Consider the following 15,816-nt stretch of genomic DNA (forward strand, 5'->3'; position numbering starts at 1 on the left):
TCATAACCAAAATATAACGGTTGCGGCGAGCATGATGGCGGAGAGGAAGACCGTTGGGCTTCCGTCATAGCGTGTAGCGACGCGTCTCCAGTCTTTAATCCTGCCGAACATGCGCTCGATACGGTTGCGCCGTTTGTAAGGTCTCTTATCCATTGCCCGGCAGTGCATTGCAAAGCAATGTCACGAAAGGGGTATTTGATGGTCGTCTTGCGTGATTTGCGCTCAGGAATACAGGGGCGAGTTTCCTTGTCGACAAGGCCTTCTCGGAACCAGTCAGCGTCACACCGCCTGTCCACTGCCCGGAAGTCGAAACGCAGTTTCGATGAGAGGGGCAAGCAACCAATCCGCCTCTGGTAGGCCGTTCATCAAGGCCGCCGCACCGGTATAATCGCTGACTTGACCCGCCGTGATAAAGAAGCGGACGGGACGTCCTCTGTCGTCTGTAACCGCATGTAGCTTTGTGTTCATCCCACCTTTGGTCTGCCCCCTCTCGGGACATTGCTGCGCAATGCCCTGCCGGGCAGTGAATCAGGCGCCCACGCCATCTTTTATTAACCACAGGCTGGAAGCCGTGCGGTGTGCCTTGAGGTAAGTAGCGTCCGCTGCCCGGCAGTCGAAACACAGTTTCGATGAGAGCGGATCGAAATTGTCTTATTGTCTGGGGCCTGTTCTGCCAGCCCCATCATGATCCGGGCGAACACGCCCATGTCACTCCAGCGCTTCCAACAATTATACAAAGTCTTCGGCCGCCCATATTCGGCAGGCGCATCACACCACCGTAGACGGGCGATTACCGGGGCTCCGCCCGCTCATGCCTTGAAACGTCCACTGGACGTTTCATCGGGCCCGCGGCCCGAACCGTCATTCGCCCCGTTGCGGTTAATGAAAATAATCCCGCTCAGAACGCGGCGATCGTCTCAGTGTGCACGGCCTCGGCTCTTCGGAAAGTAAGGCCGAAGCCGATCCATCTGCGCTTCACTCAGCCAATAAAGATTGCTCATTCTATCCCCCAACTTTGGGACTTTGAATCACGCAGCCATAGTAGCACCAAGTAGTTTAATGGGTCCTGTCCCTAGGTTTTTGATCCCCTGGTTTGATGGTGCGATCTATTCTTTGGAATGGAAGGAAGCATTATGGGACAAATACGTCATGGCTGCGCCACGACTACGCACGCCATCAGAGCAACAATACAGCGATCGCAAGCTACGACCGCAGCTTTGAGTCGAGAACTTGGTATAAATGTCAAAACGGTCTCCAAATGACGCAAGCGCAAAACTGTAGAAGACCGCAAGACTGGCCCCACGGACCCCAGTTCGACCGTTCTCAGCGCCGGTGAAGAGGCGATGATCGTCTCTTTTCGACGTCATACGCTCCTACCGCTGGATGATTGTCTTTATGCCTTGCAGCCAACTATCCCACATCCATTGCCCGGCAGTTGCTTGCGGAGCAAGCAAAGAGAGGGGGACGCGATCTTCCCTGCATCGTTGTTTGCAACGGCATGGGATATCCCGACTGCCAGATATGGAGGGCGACAAGCCGAAACGACAAAAGTTCAAACGCTATCCGATCGGATATTTTCATATCGACATTGCAGAGTTGCGCACCAACGAAGGAAAACTTTATCTCTTTGTTGCCATTCATTGCCCGGCAGTGAATCGCAAAGCGATGTCACGAGAGGGACCGAACCAGCAAGTTTGCCGTGGCACGGCTTGTAGAAAAAGCAAATCGCAAGACGGCCTGGGAGTTCCTGGAGGCTGTGCTGGAAGCGGTGCCATACAAGATCCACACAATTCTGACGGACAATGGCATTCAATTTTGTGAGCAACCACGTAACCGGAACACACCATATTCACGGCCTATGCGGTTTGACATGATCTGCGATGCCAACAGGATTGAGCACCGGCTGACCAAGCCCAACCATCCATGGACCAATGGCCAGGTTGAGCGGATGAACCGCACGATCAAGGACGCAACAGTCAAGCGGTATCACTATGACAAGCATGATCAGCTGCACACCCATCTCGCAGACTTCATAGCGGCCTACAATTTTGCTCGAAGGCTGAAGACGCTCAACGGCCTGACGCCGTACGAATACATCTGCAAGATAGGGACTTCAGAACCAGAAAGATTCATCGTTAATCCGATCCACCAGATGCCGGGACCGAACACTTAGGCAATGTGGAGTCCCAATTGAAAATAACTGGCTTCACCTTGGTGGGTTTGATACATAGGCCGGATGTTTAGGAAACAAAGACGGGCTAAATGTCCAGTTTGATCCGGAAACGCGGGCCTTCACCGATGATTTCTTCTAAGGTGTTCATGGCATTGTAGGCGGTGATGGCGGTGGTGTTGCTCGCGTCTGTGCTGATTGTCAGGCGGGTCGCCGATGTCAATTGCACGGGCTTTGGCGGCGGCGATCGGCGTTTTGCCGATGCCTTTGGCGCGATGTGGTTGCGTGACAAACAGGTGGTGGATATCTTAGCGGATCTTGCCGTCGTGCAGTACCATGGTTGGCGTGAGGCCAGCGTAGCCCGCTGGCAAACCTTGCAATTTGGCAATCAGCGCTGTGCCCATCGGGGCAGCACCAAAGAAGACAACGTCCAGTTGTGCAAGCGTGACCTGCGCATTGTCGCCATGAAACGCCTACAGCGCGCGGATCATCGTCAGAATATCGGGCAAGTCAGCTGCAGTGGCCAAAGTGATTGAGCGAGTGAGATCAGTCATTTGCGCAGTTCGCCGTTTGTGAGCTTGCGTGTCAAGGCGGTCCGGCTAAGGTCGGGTAAAAAAGGGAGAAGTAGATGCCGCTTGCGATGAACCGTGACGTCTTTATCACCGCCGCCATCACCGGATCGGGGAGCACCCAAGATCGCAGTCCGCATGTTCCGCGTTCGCCCGAGGAAATCGCGAATAGCGCGATTGATGCGGCCAAAGCGGGCGCTGCAGTGGTGCATTGCCATGTGCGTGACCCTGAAACGGGCGTGCCCAGTCGTCAGTTGGAGTTGTACCGTGAATTGACGGATCGTATCCGTTCGGCCGATATTGATGTGGTATTGAACCTTACCGCCGGTATGGGTGGCGACATGGTGTTTGGCGGCGTTGAAAAGCCGCTGCCGACAGTTGCGGGCACCGATATGGTTGGCGCGACTGAACGGGTCGCACATGTGGCGCAATGTCTGCCTGAGATTTGCACGCTTGATTGCGGCACGATGAATTTCGCAGAAGCCGATTATGTTATGACCAACACCCCCGGCATGCTGCGCGCCATGGGGCAGATGATGACGGACCTCGGCGTCAAGCCCGAGATTGAGGCGTTTGATACCGGCCACCTTTGGTTTGCTAAGCAATTGGTCGCCGAAGGTATTCTGGAACCTGACGCTTTGGTGCAGTTGTGTATGGGGGTGCCGTGGGGCGCGCCCGATGATTTGAATACCTTTATGGCGATGGTCAACAATGTGCCACCCGAGTGGACGTTCAGCGCCTTTGGGTTAGGGCGCAGCCAGATGCCATTCGTCGCAGCGTCCGTTCTGGCGGGTGGCAACGTGCGTGTCGGGCTTGAGGACAATCTGATGCTGGATCGCGGCGTGTTGGCGACCAACGCGCAACTGGTGGACCGCGCCCGTGGCATCATCGAAAACCTTGGTGCGCGGGTGATTGGGCCTGATGAAGTGCGCGAAAAGCTGGGGTTGGTGAAGCAAACGCCAAAGGGCTGAGAAAATGCGCCCATTAGCGGCCATGATCTGTGCTTTTTGGGTTGGCCTTCTGGGCGCAGTGTCCGGCTGCACCTCCACAGCATTGCCCGTACCGTTTAGTGTGACGATGTTGGAAGAAACCATCTGTATTGGACAAGGTGGGCAAATAATGACGGGGCCGGACGGTGCGTTTTGTGCCAAGGCCCAGAGGGACGTGATGATACGTGTTGTCGCAGGGCTGATGGTGGCGATTTTGGTGGGATGCGCGCAAGAACAGCCCATCCTGCCACAAGTCGACATTTTCCGCGATCTGTCCGCCCAAATTGCATCGCAAACTAATGTTTCCGCAGATCGAATGGCTGGACGCTGGTTCATTCGGCAAGGATTTACCAATCAGTCCGGCCCGGTCGGTGCCGTCACGTTTTCGACTTTGCCAAATGGCGCGCTACAGATGGCGCAGACCCGCCTGACGTGCGAGGTAGATACATGTCTGAACGTTGAATCCCTTGTTTTACTTGAACAGTCCGGGTCAGGCCGTTGGGTGCCTGTCGATCCGCCAACTGCGACGCCACCAGCAGAATTCTGGGTGATGTGGATGGATTTTGACAGCCGCACGGCGGCAATCGGAACCCCGTCTGGTGAATTCGGCTGGATTATGGACAAAGACCGGACCGGCGGTCGCGATCGTATCACCGCTGCACGCGCTATCATGGATTGGTTTGGCTATTCTTTGGCTCACCTTCAGGAAGTCGAACACTGAAAGCGCAGTCGCCTGCTTTGGATTGATGCTGGAAGCCCGATGCGTGCATGCGACCCGAGTGGGCGCCGTGAACCTGTATCCGCAAGTGAATTTGACCACCCCGGCAGTCCAGTTGCGCAAACAACAGCGGTTGCGTGCAACTAATCGTGCGTTTCGTCTTGACGACCCATTGACGACCTCGACAAAAAGGCCTCGCATGTGCGGGGATTTAAATTTTTGAAGGGGCGGGATTTGACACAAAGTGCAGCCATTATTGGCGGTGGCGTGATCGGTGGCGGTTGGGCCGCGCGGTTCTTGTTGAATGGATGGGATGTGCGGGTCTTTGACCCCGACCCAAATGCGCAGCGCAAGATCGGCGAAGTGTTGGACAACGCCCGCGCATCACTACCGGGGCTATATGACATGGCGATGCCAAATGAGGGTGCGCTGACGTTCCATGACACGCTGTCAGACGCCGTAGCTGGTGCCGTTTGGGTTCAGGAAAGCGTGCCCGAACGCCTTGAGATGAAGCACAGCGTTTACCGTGATATCCAAGCTTACTGTGGTCTTGAGGCTGTGATTGCGTCCTCCACGTCCGGTTTCAAGCCGTCGCAATTACAACAGAACGCGACCCGCCCCGAACAGATCGTCGTCTGCCACCCGTTCAACCCCGTCTACCTATTGCCGCTGATCGAAGTTGTTGGCACGGACGCGAACGCCGACATGCTGTGCCAGGTTGAAAAAATTCTGCAGGGCCTTGGCATGTTTCCACTCATGGTCAAAAAGGAAATCGACGCCCACATCGCGGATCGTTTCCTTGAGGCGGTTTGGCGCGAGGCGTTGTGGCTGATCAAAGACGGCATCGCCACGACGGAAGAAATCGATGATGCGATCCGGATGGGGTTCGGTTTGCGCTGGGCGCAGATGGGCCTGTTCGAAACCTACCGCATTGCAGGCGGCGAGGCGGGGATGCGGCACTTTATTGAACAATTTGGCCCCTGTCTGGCATGGCCATGGACGAAACTGATGGACGTCCCTGACCTGACTGAGGAGCTGATCGACAAGATTGCGACCCAGTCGGATGCACAGTCGGGCCACCTCACAATCCGCGAACTTGAACGCCATCGTGATGCCAATCTCGTGGGGATGATGCGGACCCTTAAGGCGCGCGATTGGGGGGCGGGGGCCGTGTTAAATCGCCATGATGCAGCGCTGAACCAGAACTGGGCCATCCCGAACACGCTGCAGGACGTGGATGACTTGTCACAACCCGTCAAGACCATTGATCGTGCGGTCCCGCTTGATTGGACGGATTACAACGGTCACATGAACGAAGCGCGGTACTTGCAGGCCTTCGGCGACGCGACCGACCGTCTGATGCATATCGTTGGCTGCACGCCAGACTATATCGCGAAGGGTGGCAGCTATTTCACTGCTGAAACCCACATTCGCCACCTTGATGAGGTCCAGGCCGGCGGGCACATCAGGGTCGAGACGCAGGTTTTGCTGGGTGAAGGCAAGAAGTTGCACCTGTTCCATGCAATGTTTGAAGGTGATCGTCTACTGGCGACGGGCGAACATATGTTGATCCACGTCAACCTTGCGACACGGCGCGCCAGCGATCCTGCGCAAGACGTGGCCGACCAACTGGGTCAACTCGTCGCTGCGCACGCGAAATTACCGGTTCCGAACGGCGCAGGGGCCGCCGTGGGCAAACGTTGATGCGTGTCCTGATCACAGCAGGGGCGTCTGGCATCGGTTTTGCCATGGCCGAAGCGTTTTCGGCCGCAGGCTATGATGTTTGGGTGACGGACGTGAACGTGGCAGCACTGGCGGCCTGTCCAGAAACATGGACCACACGGGTGGTGGACGCCGCAAACGAGACGCAAATGCGCGTGTTGTTTGGTGAAGTCGCAACGGCAGGGAGACTCGATGTAGCCTGTGCCAACGCAGGGGTCGCGGGGCCAACGGCACTGGTTGAGGACGTCGCGTGGGAGGATTGGAAGACTTGCGTTGACGTCACCCTCGGTGCGGCATTCCTGACTGCGAAATTCGCGGCCCCTATGATGAAGGCGGCCGGCGCGGGGGCGATTGTTTTGACATCATCCACCGCAGGCGTTTTTGGCTATCCCAACCGTGCGCCCTATTCGGCAGCGAAATGGGGCGTTATTGGGCTGATGAAAACACTGGCAATGGAACTGGGGCCATTTGGCATCCGTGCCAACGCCATCTGCCCCGGTGCCGTGGAAGGCCCGCGCATGGAAGGCGTGTTGCAGCGCGAAGCCGACGTAAAGGGCATGGTCCGCGATGCGGTCTATGACGGCTATGCATCGGGCACATCGATGCGCACATTTGTGCGGGCGCAAGATATTGCAAACATGGCCGTGTTTCTGGCATCCGATGGGGCCGCGCGGGTGTCTGGGCAGGTGATTTCCGTTGATGGGCACACTGAAAACCCCGACCCGAAGCCGTGATTTCGAATTGGCTGTATTTCGAAGCGGCTGGGCCAATCCGATCAAGGGGGCATTGCCCGCGTTCCGCTGCCTCGGGATATTTTATAAGCAAAGAAGGGTTAGAAGTATTTGGCCTTCAGGGCTTGAATATAGGCTGGTAAATCGCGCGGTGTGATGGACGCTTCGCGCACCAGCGTGTCGAAATGGCGTGTCATCAATTGCACCCGTTCGGTATCGCGAAATGCCAGATAGTTTTGCCCCAAGTAAAGTACGGCCAGAAGCGGGCCAAAGACGGTCACTGAAGCTGAAAATAGGCGGCGCGCGTCGAAAACATGCAAGCGCAGCGTCGGGTAAAGATCGGTTTGAAGTGCCGCGAAATGGTCCAGCTGCGCGGCCCGCAAACCCGCCGGAACGCCTTCGTAATAGCCTGTGCCAGACGCAAAACTGGTCAGTTCGTAAATAGGCAGCGCGATCTCGTAATCTGATTTCGCCGCGCGCATCCAGCACAATCGGTCTTCGGACGCACCAATTGCCTGTTCGGTTGAGCGGCCCAATTGCGGCCCGTATTCCCACCGCAACAGGTTGGGCAATTTCATCATATCGGGCAGTCCGGCAGGGACGTGGCGTATTTTGTAGCCCTCTGCCTCTTGGTGCCATGCAAAAATCTGCTCATCCACCAAGGCACGTCGCGCTTTGGTGACTTCAAACGACGCGGCAATCAAATCAGCCGCCAGTTCGGGCCGCGCCGTCAGACCAAGCAACCAATCGGCAGACACCCCAAGTGCTGTCGCACACCCCGCCACGATCTGCGCGTTGGGAAGCCGCGCGCCGTCCCCTGTCAGCAGTTGCGAAACGGTTGATCGATCGACGCCAATCGCGCGGGCGAGGCCGGATTGCGTCGCGTTCTGCGTCGTCATTGCCGCACGCAGGCGGGTTCGAAACAGCTGGGCTCGGGTACGTTTGTCGATATTTTGCAACATAAGTTTTACTATATCACCATATGCGTATTTTGCTAACTATTTCCAGAATTCCGTCAGCATCGCGGCGTGGGTAGACCAGAGAAAACAAGTCACGGAGCACCCATGGACACGCGCAAACGCACACTCATCAAAGCCGTTATCTGGAACCTGATCGGGCTCTCAGTGATGATGACGGTTGGTTTCATAGCGACCGGATCTTTTGCCGTTGGTGGTGCTATGGCGGTCGTGAATGCGTCGATCGGGTTGACGACCTATGTGCTTTATGAACGAGTCTGGGATCGGGTCCAATGGGGTCGCAATGTCTGAGCGCAGCGCGACGCTGACGCCGAGCATGGCTGTCGAATGGCCGACCGTTCGTTTGGCTGGAGTCTGTTATCTTGGCGTCATAATTGCGCTGTGGATCTTGCCGACATGGGCTGCGATTATTGTGTTGGGGCCGATCATCGCACTGCATGCCTCGCTCAGCCATGAGGTCGTGCACGGCCACCCGTTTGCCAATCAAACGCTGAATGCCGCGTTGGTTTTCCCAGCCCTTACGCTGGTCGTGCCCTACGCGCGGTTTCGTGCCACGCATCTCGCCCATCACCGTGATGAACATTTGACTGATCCTTACGATGATCCCGAAAGCAACTATCTTGAGCCCGCCGTTTGGGTCAGATTGGCCCTGCCTGCGCGTGCGCTGTTGCGGTTCAACAATCGCCTTTTGGGGCGGCTTCTTATCGGACCGTTGCTCGGCCAGTTTATGTGGATGGCCAATGATCTGCGAGCCTGTCGTGCGGGTGAGCGCGTTGTGATCTGGGGATGGGTCGCGCATATTCCGGCCGTGGCTGTGGTTGTTGCACTCGTTTGGGCGGCGCCGTTGCCGTTTTGGGCCTATGCCATGGGTGCCTATATCGGCCATGCAATCGTGCGCATCCGCACATTCCTTGAACACCGTGCCCATGATCTGGCCCGCGCCAGAACGGTCATTGTCGAAGATCGCGGGCTGCTGGCATTATTGTTCCTGAACAACAATCTACACGTCGTACATCACATGCATCCTTGCGTAGCATGGTACGATCTTCCGGCGCTTTACGCCAGCAATCGCGCGCATTATTTGCGCCGCAACGACGGCTATGTTTTCGCATCCTACGGCGCCGTTTTCCGCCGTCATTTCTGGAACGCCAAAGATCCCGTTCCCCATCCCCTCTGGCACAAAGACGACTGAGCGTGCATGACGGGCCATGGACGCTTGGATTCCCATCACCATTCTGGCCGCGGTGGCGCAAACTGCGCGCTTTGGCCTGCAAAAGCAGCTCAAATCAACACGGCTGAGCACGGGTGGCGCGACATTTGCGCGTTTCATCTATTCATCGCCGCTCGTGGTGCTGGGGGTGCTGATTTACGCTAACATCACGGCGCAAACGCTGCCCAGTATTCCGACTTTGTTCTGGGCCTATGCACTGGTTGGCGGCATGGCCCAAATCCTCGCGACGATGTGCGTTGTGGCGCTGTTTGAACACCGCAATTTCGCCGTTGGCATTACATTCAAAAAGACCGAAACGTTGATGGCTGTGTTCGTTGGCCTTCTTATTCTGGGCGAGGGCGTCACATGGCTGGGGTTTGGCGCGATTCTGATCGGGCTGGTGGGCGTGTTGTTGTTGTCCGACCGGCCCGGACCAAGCGCGGATCCGTGGCACAAACGTATCGTGAACCGCGTGGCTGGACTTGGGCTTGCGTCGGGGCTGTTGTTTGCCTGTTCCGGCGTCGGGTATCGCGGCGCGTCACTGTCGTTGGACACAGGTGATGTGTTCTTGCGCGCGACGCTGACATTGGCCTGCGTCACCACGGCGCAGACCATCGCCATGGCGATCTGGCTGCGCCTGTTTGAACGCGGCGAAATCACCCGCGTGCTGTCCACATGGCGCGTCTCTGGGCTTGTGGGGATCACCAGTATGATCGGATCGACTTGCTGGTTTGTCGCCTTCACGTTGCAAACCGTGGCTTATGTAAAAGCGCTTGGGCAGATCGAGTTGCTGTTCTCTCTCGCCCTTACTATGTTCTTTTTTAAAGAAAAAATTAGCCGTCGCGAGATTCAAGGGGGTGGCTTGTTGGTCGTGTCGGTGTTGGTGCTGGTCATGGTGACCTAAGCTTCAGACGGACTGCGCCCACCAAGCCGCGTGACCAAATGCGCTTCATCGTCATTGCGAAAGAACGGCACGGTATCGGGCGGACCGTTGCGGTGCAGACCCGATGCGATCTCTGCCAAAACAACCTCGGTGATGAACGGCAAATCTAGGGCGCGGGCATCACGCAAGGGGACCCAATGCAGATGCCCCAACTCATCCTCGGCGTTTGTGAAATCGTCGGGGTCCGTGACCAGTTGGTCCGCGTCAACCATGAAAAACCGTGCATCAAACCGGCGCGGGCGGCCCTGCGGTGTCACGGCGCGAAACACAAACAGCAGCGCGGACGCATCGGGGCGATGGCCACTGCCTGCAAATCCGCGCCAGCCTTGTGGTGCATTGGGCCACTGCGCGGGTGTGCCAAGAATTTGGCCGGTTTCTTCCCATAGTTCACGGATTGCAGCTGCGGCAAGCGCGTCGGGCGAGCGCGTGCTGTCCTCGGCCAACCGGCCTGCATCCAGCGCCGACACCCCACGCCCAAGCGCAATAGCGCCATCACCGTCATCAACCGCACCGCCTGGAAAGACGTATTTGTTTGGCATGAAAGCCGCCGACGCCCCGCGTTGCCCCATCAGCACGCAAGGGTGCGTTGCGCGGCCCCGCAACACAATCACTGTCGCGGCGTCACGTATCGCCGTTTTATCCAGAATATCACCCATCGTTGCCCCATCTGTCCGGGTCAGGATGTGTCCCCAAACCCATGCATCCGTCGGGACCATTGGATGGCCACGATCAAGCCCTTTAGCCTTGGCAAAAGATAAAGCGAAAGCGCCACGCTGACAATCGTCAACACCGTGGCGAACACCATTGGGTCTGGACGAAATTGCGACCAGCCAAAATGCATCATGACCGCCAAAAGATGCGCCACCAGAAGGATGGTCAGATACGCCGGGCCGTCATCGGCGCGGTGGTGGTGTAAGTCTTCGTCGCAGACTGGGCAGCGATCAACCACCTTCAGGTAGCCGACAAACATCATACCTTCCCCGCAGTTCGGGCAGCGACGACGCAAACCGCGCACAATGGCGGGTTTGGTTGGGCGTTCGTTTTCTGGAATGACAGGTTGATTAGGCATGGAAATCCTTAGTGCTTAAGAAGTCGGTGTGCCGCCTTGAAGCCAAGAATTCTAGGGGTGATAGTGTCGCGCCCATGGTTTGAAGTTTTATGCGACCGCAAAATAAATCGAACATCCGCGACGGAAACCCACGCCCCGCCCGTTCTATCTGCATCGATGGCCCGGAAGGTCGTCATAACAAGAACTGAAAAGGATGACAAAATGAAAACGACACTTCTTGTGGCAGCAATCGCAGTAGGCACGACACTGGCGGTATCCGCCCAAGCCCGCGAAGGCAGTGCGCCCCGTATGGAGATGCCAGCGTTCGCAGAACTGGACATCAATTCTGATGGCGCTGTGACCAGCGACGAAATCGAGGCCGCGATGCAGGCCCACGCAGCCGCCCGTTTTGCACAAACCGACACAAACAGCGATGGGGCATTGTCGGCTGAAGAAATGGTTGCCCGCGCTGATACGGCCCGCCAAGAACGCATGGCGCGCCACGCTGCTGAGCGGATCGAAAGGGCCGACACCAACGGCGATGGCCTGTTGCAGGCGGATGAAATGGGAGCACATGTGGCAGATCGCGCAGATGATCGCGGCCATCGCGGAGCTGAGCGTATGTTCGAGCGCGCAGATGCAGACGACAATGGAAGTCTGAGCGCGGAAGAATTCGCCGAGGCGCAAAACCGCATGGCGCAACGTGGTGATCGTGATCATCGCGGGCCACGCGGCGATCACTAAACGCAAAGTGCGGCGCGGGGGAAATACCTTCGCGCCCCGTACCCTTGCGAGGTATGGATGATATGGGTAACTGGATATTTGATGACGGATCAAGCTGGTGTTCAGAGCGCGCACCAAAGCGCACACCAAAGCGACGCGGACCTTCTCGCGGCCTTTGCATGCGGCGATCGTGGTGCGGCTATGGCGCTGACACAGCGGCTGACCCCGCGTGTGTTGGGGCAGGCGCACCGCATGCTTGGTAGCCGAACAGAGGCCGAAGACGTCGCACAAGACGCGATGATGCGCCTGTGGAAAATCGCACCTGACTGGGACGGCGACCGCGCGCAGATTACCACGTGGCTCTACCGTGTTGTGGCCAATCTGTGCACGGACCGGTTGCGAAAGTCTGGTCGCGGTGTGGCGCTCGATGCGATTGAAGAACCAAGTGATCCGTCCAAATCCGCTGCGCAAGACATGCAAGACTCTGCCAGATCAGCGGCGTTGCACTCTGCATTGGCCAATCTGCCAGATCGACAGGCGCAGGCCGTGGCGCTGCGCCACCTCGAAGAATTGGGCAACCCACAAATTGCGACCATTATGGACACCAACGTGCGCACCGTTGAAAGTCTGATAGCACGGGGCAAACGCGCCCTGATTGCAAAACTTGCCGCGCGCAAAGATGAATTGGGGTATGACGATGACCACGGATAACAAAATTCTAGACGCCGCATTTAAGCTGGCCCGAACGCCGGATGTGTCCCCGTCAGACGCGCTGATGGACCGGATCATGTTGGACGCCGACAGCGTGTTGGCGGACACAGTACCTGTCGCCGCCCGCCCTAAACAAAGCATCGGTGCGATGCTGCTTGACGTCATCGGCGGTTGGCCGACATTCAGCGGTTTGGCTGCAGCGACGGTTGCGGGCCTGTGGATCGGGGTCGCGCCACCAGATACCCTGTCAGATTTGTCTGCAGGGATTTGGGGGGGCACCATCGAAGTGCCGCTTTTTGAAAGCGACGTGTTCGCAGGATTGGAGGGCTGACTATGGCCAAGGAACAGACGAAATCAAAGCGTTTACAAAGGTTTGTGTTGGTCGGATCGCTGGCGTTGAACCTGCTGATCATCGGTGTTGCCATTGGAGTTGCTTTTAACGGCGGCAAACCGGGGGCAGGTCAGCGATTTGATTTGACGGTTAGCCCGTTGACCCGCGCGATGGAAGGTGAACGCAGCGACGCGGTGCGCGATGCGCTGCGCAGCAGTGGCGCGTTTGAGCGTGGTGTTCGATCAGAGATGCGGCGCGACATGGGTGCATTACTGGAAACCCTGCGGGCTGAAACGTTTGACGCGGATGCGTTTCGCGCTGTGTTGATGCGCCAACGTGACAGGCTAAGGGTGGGACAGGAAACGGTTTTGGGCGCCGTAAGCGCACAGATTGACGACATGAGCGACACTGAACGCGCTGCATTCGCGGACCGACTGGAAGAGCAAATGCGTCGCTGACCGCCTCCGCGCAGGTAAAAAGTACGGACCGCCTCCGCGCGATCAGGCGGCTGACAAGCTGACCTTGTTGCGGCCACCGTTCTTGGCCGCATAAAGCGCTACATCCGCCGCGTTGACCAATTCACCAAGATCATCAACCATGTCCTTGGGGTCCTGTCCGTCGCTTAGGCTGACACCAACGGACATTGTCACGCGCACCTCTTTTTGATCGGGGCCGACAAAGAACGGCGCTCCGCCGATCAGCTCGCGCAGGCGTTCCGCAGCGGTGCGGGCATGAAAGACGTCGCTATTTGGGATCGCGACAAGGAACTCCTCTCCGCCGATGCGCGCAAGTAGGTCGACCGCGCGTAAATTGTCCTGCAATCGGCTTGCGGTTTGGCGCAAAATCTCATCGCCGACTTTATGGCCGTAGGTGTCGTTGATGGCTTTGAAATGATCGAGGTCCAGAACCATAATCGCAAATTTCCGCCCGCTTTTGCGGCTTTGCGCCGACAGCCGCGACAAATGCGGCATGGCGTAGCGGCGGTTGAACAGCCCAGTCAGCGGATCGGTGATCGCCGCCTCAAGTCCAGTTTCAACTGTTCGACGCAGCGCATCCGCTTCGTGTTTTGCCTGGATCAGGACCGCGCAGCGATGTCTAATTTCGCCTGAGTCAACATTTGAATAGACAGAATCACTTGCGCCAAGATCTAAGGCCATTGCCGCCGCATGGCGGGCATCCGCGGGCAACAACGCCAAGATTGCGGCATGGCGCGTCGCAGATCTGCTGCGCAATTCTGCCAAGATACGAAATAGAACATTATCATCCGTCAGTCCTGCGCGAAAATCGAGCAAGAACAGATCTGTGGATCGCGAATTCACGTCACTTCGGGTCAGGTTTTCCGCCCGCGCACAGATCAGTTGGGCGTTCTCAAGGGTTTGCGATAATTGCGACAAATCCGGTGCCAGCGTGTCGGTTGTAGATGCAGCGACGACCCTCGCGGGTGTTTTGAACCCATTGCAAGCCTCGGCAAAACCAAGGGCAGTGCGTGTACCATCGCGCATCCGCAGTTCTTGGCGTGCATCGCGCCCGCGCAGCAGACTGCGAATGCGCGCCTGCAAAATTTGATCATCGAAGGGCTTGGATAAAACGTCATCTGCGCCGGCCTCAAGTACGACAACACGGTCACGCGGTGTTTTGAACCCGCCCGTCGCAATAATCGGGATCAGGCTGGTGTCCTCGCCGGCCTTTAGGGTTTGGCAAAAGGCGTGCAGGTCGTGCGCGTCTATGCTGGTATCCAGCACAATCAAATCGGGCAACGACGCCGCAATTTCAGTACGCGCTTCTTGCAGTGTTGCACAGGGTCGGACACGGTATTGCGCCGCGAGAAGTTTGACCTTCAGCACAATGCGGTTGGTGGCTACATTGTCTATGATGAGAATATCGCCGGCCATCTTGTTTCCCTCTGAGCGTTACTCCAAACTCTCTTGGATCAACTTTGCCCTTTAAATGGTTAAGAAACCCTTTCCGGATTGGTAACACCTTTAAATGACTCCTGAACGTGCTGAAAACATAGCTATTTCTGCCCTCACTTGGCTTGCCACAAAAGAGGATATTTTGCCTTTGTTTTTGGGGTCTTCAGGCGCAAGTGCGGACGACATCAAGGGGCAGGCGGAAAACCCCGCTTTCCTTGGGTCTGTGCTGGATTTCGTGACCATGGATGATGCTTGGGTCATCGAATTTTGCGATGCAAGCGGGATAAAGTATGAAGAGCCGTTAACGGCGCGTTATTCATTACCGGGTGCGGAAGTGGTGCATTGGACATGATTTCGCGACCCATTAAAGGCATTATTTTCGACAAAGATGGCACGCTGTTTGATTTCAACGCGACGTGGGGCGCGTGGGCGCGAAACGTGTTTGAGGCCGAGACTGCTGGCGATCCCGACCAGCTTGCACCGCTCGCCACTGCCCTTGGCTATGACCTTGCGACGGGGCAGTTCTTGCCAGAAAGCATCGTGATTGCCAGCACCGTGGATGTGGTTGCGCAGGCGATTTTGCCGTTCGTAGCTGAATCTGATCCTGACGCCCTGACTGCGCGTTTTAACGCCGCCGCGATTGTCGCCCCGCAGGTCGAAACGACGCCGCTTGTGGCATTCATCACCACGCTTAAATCTGCGGGATTGAAGGTCGGGGTCGCTACCAATGACGCCGAATTCCCCGCGCGCGCGCATTTGTCAGTGGCAGGGATTGAGGCGCTGTTTGATTTTATTGCAGGGTTTGATTCTGGCTTTGGCGGTAAACCCGCGCCCGGGCAATTGTTGGGCTTTTGTGACGCCACGGGGCTGGCCCCGTCCGAGTGTGTGATGGTCGGTGACAGCACTCATGATCTGCGCGCAGGGCGCGCGGCGGGTATGGTGACGGTCGCCGTTTTGACCGGCGTGGCAGGGCGCAAGGCCCTTGCGCCCCAAGCCGATGTGGTGCTGGATTCCATCGCGGCACTGCCCGACTGGTTGGGTCTGTAGGCGGCGCCGCAAGT

General features: G+C 57.2%; 18 protein-coding genes and 2 pseudogenes. 15 read left to right on the forward strand and 5 right to left on the reverse strand.

Annotation, left to right across the window (positions count from 1 at the left end):
- A pseudogene (locus OAN307_RS26020) lies at window positions 1-902 on the reverse strand (IS5 family transposase).
- Between the two features lie 231 nt (window positions 903-1,133).
- Between OAN307_RS26020 and OAN307_RS26025 the strand changes: the two are divergent.
- From OAN307_RS26025 to OAN307_RS07290, 6 genes and pseudogenes are all read left to right on the forward strand, one after another.
- Window positions 1,134-2,173: pseudogene (locus tag OAN307_RS26025) on the forward strand (IS481 family transposase).
- 164 nt (window positions 2,174-2,337) lie between these two features.
- Window positions 2,338-2,706 (forward strand): hypothetical protein, encoded by a 369-nt coding sequence (locus OAN307_RS07270; protein ID WP_015499134.1) that lies wholly within the window; start codon window positions 2,338-2,340, stop codon window positions 2,704-2,706.
- Window positions 2,707-2,798: 92 nt separating this feature from the next.
- Window positions 2,799-3,710 carry a BKACE family enzyme gene (locus OAN307_RS07275; protein ID WP_015499135.1) on the forward strand — a complete coding sequence of 304 codons (912 nt, stop codon included), beginning with the start codon at window positions 2,799-2,801 and terminating at the stop codon, window positions 3,708-3,710.
- Window positions 3,711-3,714: 4 nt separating this feature from the next.
- Window positions 3,715-4,449 carry a hypothetical protein gene (locus tag OAN307_RS07280; RefSeq protein WP_015499136.1) on the forward strand — a complete coding sequence of 245 codons (735 nt, stop codon included), beginning with the start codon at window positions 3,715-3,717 and terminating at the stop codon, window positions 4,447-4,449.
- A 231-nt stretch (window positions 4,450-4,680) separates the two neighbouring features.
- A complete protein-coding gene (locus OAN307_RS07285; protein ID WP_015499137.1) occupies window positions 4,681-6,150 on the forward strand; it encodes a carnitine 3-dehydrogenase in 1,470 nt (489 codons plus the stop codon).
- Window positions 6,150-6,902: an SDR family oxidoreductase gene (locus tag OAN307_RS07290; protein WP_015499138.1), complete on the forward strand. Its 753-nt coding sequence runs from the start codon at window positions 6,150-6,152 to the stop codon at window positions 6,900-6,902. Before OAN307_RS07285 ends, OAN307_RS07290 begins: the two co-directional genes overlap by 1 nt.
- 98 nt (window positions 6,903-7,000) lie before the next feature.
- Here the strand turns inward: OAN307_RS07290 and OAN307_RS07295 are convergent, their stop codons facing one another.
- Complete coding sequence (locus tag OAN307_RS07295; protein WP_015499139.1) at window positions 7,001-7,861, reverse strand: helix-turn-helix domain-containing protein; 861 nt, start codon at window positions 7,859-7,861, stop codon at window positions 7,001-7,003.
- Window positions 7,862-7,963: 102 nt separating this feature from the next.
- On the opposite strand from OAN307_RS07295, the gene OAN307_RS07300 reads away from it, so the two are divergent.
- The 3 genes from OAN307_RS07300 to OAN307_RS07310 are packed head-to-tail and all read left to right on the forward strand — an operon-like array spanning window position 7,964 to window position 9,990.
- Complete coding sequence (locus OAN307_RS07300; RefSeq protein ID WP_015499140.1) at window positions 7,964-8,167, forward strand: DUF2061 domain-containing protein; 204 nt, start codon at window positions 7,964-7,966, stop codon at window positions 8,165-8,167.
- Complete coding sequence (locus OAN307_RS07305; RefSeq protein ID WP_015499141.1) at window positions 8,160-9,068, forward strand: fatty acid desaturase; 909 nt, start codon at window positions 8,160-8,162, stop codon at window positions 9,066-9,068. The genes OAN307_RS07300 and OAN307_RS07305 overlap by 8 nt, the downstream gene beginning before the upstream one ends.
- A gap of 16 nt (window positions 9,069-9,084) precedes the next feature.
- The gene (locus tag OAN307_RS07310) at window positions 9,085-9,990 is read left to right on the forward strand and encodes an EamA family transporter (protein WP_015499142.1); all 906 of its coding nucleotides are present in this window, start codon (window positions 9,085-9,087) and stop codon (window positions 9,988-9,990) included.
- On the opposite strand, the gene OAN307_RS07315 is transcribed toward OAN307_RS07310, so the two are convergent.
- Together OAN307_RS07315 and OAN307_RS07320 are read right to left on the reverse strand one after the other, a co-directional pair.
- A complete protein-coding gene (locus OAN307_RS07315; protein ID WP_015499143.1) occupies window positions 9,987-10,685 on the reverse strand; it encodes an NUDIX hydrolase in 699 nt (232 codons plus the stop codon). The two genes, OAN307_RS07310 and OAN307_RS07315, sit on opposite strands and share 4 nt — an antisense overlap.
- A gap of 20 nt (window positions 10,686-10,705) precedes the next feature.
- Window positions 10,706-11,098 carry a DUF983 domain-containing protein gene (locus tag OAN307_RS07320; protein ID WP_015499144.1) on the reverse strand — a complete coding sequence of 131 codons (393 nt, stop codon included), beginning with the start codon at window positions 11,096-11,098 and terminating at the stop codon, window positions 10,706-10,708.
- Between the two features lie 201 nt (window positions 11,099-11,299).
- Here OAN307_RS07320 and OAN307_RS07325 point away from each other — a divergent pair, with 201 nt between their 5' ends.
- From OAN307_RS07325 to OAN307_RS07340, 4 genes are all read left to right on the forward strand, one after another.
- A complete protein-coding gene (locus OAN307_RS07325; protein WP_015499145.1) occupies window positions 11,300-11,821 on the forward strand; it encodes an EF-hand domain-containing protein in 522 nt (173 codons plus the stop codon).
- Between the two features lie 81 nt (window positions 11,822-11,902).
- A complete protein-coding gene (locus OAN307_RS07330) occupies window positions 11,903-12,511 on the forward strand; it encodes a sigma-70 family RNA polymerase sigma factor (protein ID WP_015499146.1) in 609 nt (202 codons plus the stop codon).
- A complete protein-coding gene (locus OAN307_RS07335) occupies window positions 12,498-12,842 on the forward strand; it encodes a hypothetical protein (protein ID WP_015499147.1) in 345 nt (114 codons plus the stop codon). The genes OAN307_RS07330 and OAN307_RS07335 overlap by 14 nt, the downstream gene beginning before the upstream one ends.
- Window positions 12,843-12,844: 2 nt before the next feature.
- A complete protein-coding gene (locus OAN307_RS07340; protein ID WP_015499148.1) occupies window positions 12,845-13,300 on the forward strand; it encodes a periplasmic heavy metal sensor in 456 nt (151 codons plus the stop codon).
- Window positions 13,301-13,342: 42 nt separating this feature from the next.
- On the opposite strand, the gene OAN307_RS30680 is transcribed toward OAN307_RS07340, so the two are convergent.
- A complete protein-coding gene (locus tag OAN307_RS30680) occupies window positions 13,343-14,734 on the reverse strand; it encodes a diguanylate cyclase (RefSeq protein WP_015499149.1) in 1,392 nt (463 codons plus the stop codon).
- A gap of 94 nt (window positions 14,735-14,828) precedes the next feature.
- On the opposite strand from OAN307_RS30680, the gene OAN307_RS07350 reads away from it, so the two are divergent.
- Window positions 14,829-15,107 carry a DUF3572 domain-containing protein gene (locus OAN307_RS07350; protein ID WP_015499150.1) on the forward strand — a complete coding sequence of 93 codons (279 nt, stop codon included), beginning with the start codon at window positions 14,829-14,831 and terminating at the stop codon, window positions 15,105-15,107.
- The gene (locus tag OAN307_RS07355) at window positions 15,104-15,802 is read left to right on the forward strand and encodes an HAD family hydrolase (RefSeq protein ID WP_044043374.1); all 699 of its coding nucleotides are present in this window, start codon (window positions 15,104-15,106) and stop codon (window positions 15,800-15,802) included. Before OAN307_RS07350 ends, OAN307_RS07355 begins: the two co-directional genes overlap by 4 nt.
- The last annotated feature ends 14 nt before the right edge of the window (window positions 15,803-15,816 follow it).

This window comes from Octadecabacter antarcticus 307, from assembly GCF_000155675.2.
Taxonomy (GTDB): Bacteria; Pseudomonadota; Alphaproteobacteria; order Rhodobacterales; family Rhodobacteraceae; genus Octadecabacter; species Octadecabacter antarcticus.